4 protein-coding genes are annotated in these 4,216 nt (G+C 39.7%); 1 reads left to right on the top strand and 3 read right to left on the bottom strand.

All coding sequences use genetic code 11. From position 1 onward, the window contains the following. Positions 1 to 508: 508 nt before the first annotated feature. The 3 genes from AC6I5A_RS07895 to AC6I5A_RS07885 form a co-directional block, all read right to left on the bottom strand. The gene (locus AC6I5A_RS07895; protein WP_497900597.1) at positions 509 to 676 is read right to left on the bottom strand and encodes a hypothetical protein; all 168 of its coding nucleotides are present in this window, start codon (positions 674 to 676) and stop codon (positions 509 to 511) included. Positions 677 to 1,080: 404 nt separating this feature from the next. Continuing rightward, positions 1,081 to 1,209 (bottom strand): 3D domain-containing protein, encoded by a 129-nt coding sequence (locus tag AC6I5A_RS07890; RefSeq protein WP_497900596.1) that lies wholly within the window; start codon positions 1,207 to 1,209, stop codon positions 1,081 to 1,083. Between the two features lie 577 nt (positions 1,210 to 1,786). After that, the gene (locus AC6I5A_RS07885; RefSeq protein ID WP_052167967.1) at positions 1,787 to 2,266 is read right to left on the bottom strand and encodes a DUF2889 domain-containing protein; all 480 of its coding nucleotides are present in this window, start codon (positions 2,264 to 2,266) and stop codon (positions 1,787 to 1,789) included. A 782-nt stretch (positions 2,267 to 3,048) separates the two neighbouring features. Between AC6I5A_RS07885 and AC6I5A_RS07880 the strand changes: the two genes are divergently transcribed. Then, a complete protein-coding gene (locus AC6I5A_RS07880; RefSeq protein WP_034614121.1) occupies positions 3,049 to 4,083 on the top strand; it encodes a hypothetical protein in 1,035 nt (344 codons plus the stop codon). Positions 4,084 to 4,216 lie beyond the last annotated feature (133 nt).

The raw sequence follows: 4,216 nt of genomic DNA, 5'->3' as shown, positions 1-4,216 counted from the left end.
TTTAAACTCAATTAGAGTCTACCCACCCCAAACATCCCTTAACTACCCTAGTCCCTCTTTACAAAGCCGCCGGTACACCCTTCCCTCTGGGAATGGGCATCTTTAGATCCAGTCACTCTACTAACCTCTTGAACTAAGAGTTATTTGGGATATCCACAGCCCGTTTAATTGTCGCCCATATCCTTAATTGATGTCAAAACACAAAGTAATTATTTATTTATTCCTTAGAATTAAGCAGAAATCCTTTAAGGATTTAATGAATTTTCCAGTTTTGTTACCCATAGGCCACATTTTTATCCTGTGTGAAAGACCCAATTAAAACTCTTATTCCTACTCTAATTCTAAGTCCAACGTAAATCCGACCAACTACTTCTTTTGCCGAAAAACCTGGATTCTTAACCAAGCCGCCGGTACACCGTTCCCTCATCTAGGGATGAGCAGGGCGACTTATTCTGGGGACCTCAACTTTTCCCTCCCAACTCCTCGATCGAGACTCCAAGCCCCGCTGCTAACCTTCTACATTAAGGGAACCTTTCTTTGCATCACCGTCAAGTCCGTTCCTTATGCAAAAGCCACGAATGCTATTTCGAGAAACCCCAAGCACTGCAGCGATAGCTTTATATCCAACTCCTTTAAGCCGGAGGTCATAGATCTGCTGTTTTTCAATTTCCGTCATTTGTCACATCCTTACTAAATAATACAGTTATTCACACATATTGATGCTTATCCACAAGTTTCCACTGACTTATCCACAGTTAAAAATCTTCTTTTGCACACAGTTTGCATTGACTTTCCCAATTACTCTCATCCTCTACTTGCAGCGGAACCCTGCTGACTGTTATATTTTTTTCGTTACATCTAATGTCTTCACTAAAAAGTCCTGACGTAAGCCTTGGACAGCCGGGATATAAACATGGTCGCTTGGGCTTTCTAGGCATTCAACCATCTCCGGACAAGACAAAAGCCCTCGCGGGTTTGTACCTTCAAGGGCTATCTTCAATGCTACTTCTACTTATCGAGTTCACTGAACATATACCACGACGTTCCGAACACCATATACTAATGCTGCCTCTGTGGAATTCATATAAGGTCGATGCGGTTCCCTTTTATTGCTCCTCCAGTATCTAAAGCGTGAGCCAGTCCATAACCCTCGACAAATATGTTTGTTCCGAGAGGGATTAATGCAGGATCGACGGCAATAACTCCCAACGGACGGACGCCCCCGATGCTGTTATCCCTCCTGTATGTACCCGGGTAGTTCTGGTACTATTAATAGAGTAATTTATGGAAGTCCCAGTGAACTATTTTTCAGCAGTCAGCGATACTCTCTTTTAGTGTTAGAAAAAGAAAATCAGCCAAATTAGAATGATAAGCATCTCTTTGGTTGCGCCTTGTCCTAACCCCCAAATTGTCAAAGCACCATCCATTAGACTTAGTATTAAGGACACTATGGAACTGACGATGATTGCTTTGTCTCTCGACCTCAACATATTATTCTCCATCTTCGGTAATGGATTACTTATGGCACAAATGAAGATATCGGTGATATGAACATTCACGTGCGGCGAAACCGCAGTTCCGGAGAGATGGAAACCGCCAGTACGGAACTGGGAACCGCGTTTAAGAATCATCGTTGACCCAAAATAAGACTTGATATGGGGGCGGCGGATGCTACCCTAAAGAAAGGGGTGGGGCTTACCCAAAAGGAATACCCCTATGAGCCACACCCCTCGACCCATTGAATCCGACGTGGGGTCCCATATGCTTTGGGACACTTCCTTTGGATTTAATCGAGTTGGCTTTGCAAATTTTCCCTCAGTAATTTGGGATTTTTGTCATCGCTACTGTAAGCGTGGCATATCCCCTTATACATTTCCCTGATTTTTTCCATTCTTTCTTTGTAGGGCATTGTTTTGGGCAGTAGGTGGAAATCCCGAAGTTGAATCACGGTTGTGATTGATTCCATAGCAAGTTCCACCAAATGCAAGCAACCCATAGACCCTCCCAGTATTCTCTGCACCTGTTCTTTAATTCCTTTTTGGATTTTCAAACCTACAAGACCTTCCATTTTTGATGCAACTTCATAACATAAATCCCAGGGCACTTTAATTATCTGAACCTTTGCGGCCAAGATCAACGTAAAATTACTATCAAAGGTTACAATACTTTTTATCTCGTGGAAGTAGTCCTTTAAATGGACGATAATCCTTATGTTAGTATCTTCTTGTTCAATGCTAATGGACTTTTCTTTTTCAAACAGCAGCATATTCTATCCTCCAATCTTCTCTATGATAATTTCAATTTTATACTTTAATATACATAGTAACATTTTGTACCTCATCCGCCTAGACCCAAGAGAAAACCCTGAAAAGGAATATTCGTTGAACATAAAACCAGGATAAATATAGAAAACTATTAAAAAACGATTAATAAATAGAGGTATAATAAAATCAGTAGAATATCCCGAATGGTGAAATGGCTTGTGAAAATATTCGTAGGAGTTACTGCTGTAGTTATTACGTCCTGTTCATATCTCTTTTAAAATATTAAAGATTTTATTTTAAAGGAGATGTTTCGTTTTATGACGAAAAAGAGGTTCTTGCAAGGTTAATATTCAATGTTGAAGATCGGGAAAATATTCTAAGAAAAAACAAAAATGACCAGACCGTCTAATACCGATCCGGCGTGAATTCCTATTAACTTAAACTGGACCTACTATCAACCATCTCAATTTCTATAATTTAAGGGGGGCGTTTTTTCCCGAATTTTTACACGATTACGCGAATATCTCATATACCCCCACCGGGTACCCCCATATATTCGCGTAAAAGTGTACCCCCGAAGGCCGGAATTATTCCCCAATATGTTCCCTTGGACGGTTGTATGCATACGTACCAGTACCCCCAGGCTGCTAAAGTGTCTCATCCATAGTCGGTTAATAAAACTTAAATTTTTAGTTCTCTCGGAAAAATTTACTTGAATAAATCCAATAATGTAATATTAGTATTGATATCTAGCTAATGTTTTATCTTTTTGGGAGGTAATCGTATGCCCGGTATAATTAAATTCAAAACGATAGAGTTGACCAGCACATTTCTTGACCCCCGACAAAAATTTGAACAGACGGCAGAGAAATTCCAGGTGAGGTTTAACCCTCTTACCGGTAGGACAGGCCACTTCTCACACTTTGGAGCAATCAAACCACAAAAACTGGACCTGCAAAGATACAACGATCCTGAAATTAAGGGATTCTGCCCATTTTGCGACGACTTGAAAGAAAAATTAACTCCGAAATTCGTTAAAGAAGTTATTCCTCAAGGCCGCCTGTCGCAAGGGGAAGCTCTGCTTGTTCCTAACCTATACCCATATGACATCTATAGTGCTGTAGACATTATGACCAATGATCATGTGGTGCCTTTGGAATGCTTCAATGATAAGAGGCTTTTTGATTCTTTCAGCGTGGGGATTAACTTTCTGAAAACAGTTAAGGCACATGATCCTTCTTTACCATATCACATTATGACATGGAACTATATGCCGCCTTCCGGAGGCGGGTTAGTGCACCCACACCAGCAGTATTTTGCTACAGCAAACCCAGGAAACCAGTTTACAGATGAATATAAGGCTGCCGAACAATTTTATTGGCAATATAAAACTGATTTTTGGTCTGAACTCATTAAAGTGGAAAAGAAAATTGACGAAAGGTATATCGGGCAGATTGGAAGCAGCCATTGGTTAACATCCTTCGTATCATTGGGAGTCCTCGGAGAAATCATGTGTGTTTTCCCAAAAATATTTTGCATTGATGATTTCTTAGATTCAGATACTAACGAATTGATTCAGGGTCTTCATAATGTTTTCCGTTATTTCATAAAAAACGATATATTCAGTTTTAATGCTTCACTGTTTTTCGGTCCTAAAGGGCAGAACTTTTTTCCTGCCCATTTTAGAATCGTACCACGAACATTTTTAAACATAAGAGATTTTGCTCCTGATTTGAATTTCTTTCAAGCATTACTGCAAGAACCAGTAAGTGTGGTTATTCCAGAAGAATTATGTAAGGCAATAAAAGAATTATTTTAATTAGTGAGTACACTGTGGTACATGGGATCTACCTAATAAATCCAACTTGCAACCCCATTTATTGAAAAACTGTCGAGTATCGAATTATGCTTAGCTAAATTGAGGTTTATTTCTCGATTAAATAATACCATAC

The sequence above is a fragment of the Desulfosporosinus sp. Tol-M2 genome (assembly GCF_059735615.1).
Note: the sequence above shows the minus strand (reverse complement) of the source record. Positions and strands in the feature narration are given on the sequence as shown.

Bases quoted from the DNA above. Each gene is read 5' to 3' on its own strand.
- AC6I5A_RS07895 (WP_497900597.1), bottom strand. From the start codon at position 676: ATGACGGAAATTGAAAAACAGCAGATCTATGACCTCCGGCTTAAAGGA.
- AC6I5A_RS07885 (WP_052167967.1), bottom strand. From the start codon at position 2,266: ATGCTGCTGTTTGAAAAAGAAAAGTCCATTAGCATTGAACAAGAAGAT.
- AC6I5A_RS07880 (WP_034614121.1), top strand. From the start codon at position 3,049: ATGCCCGGTATAATTAAATTCAAAACGATAGAGTTGACCAGCACATTT.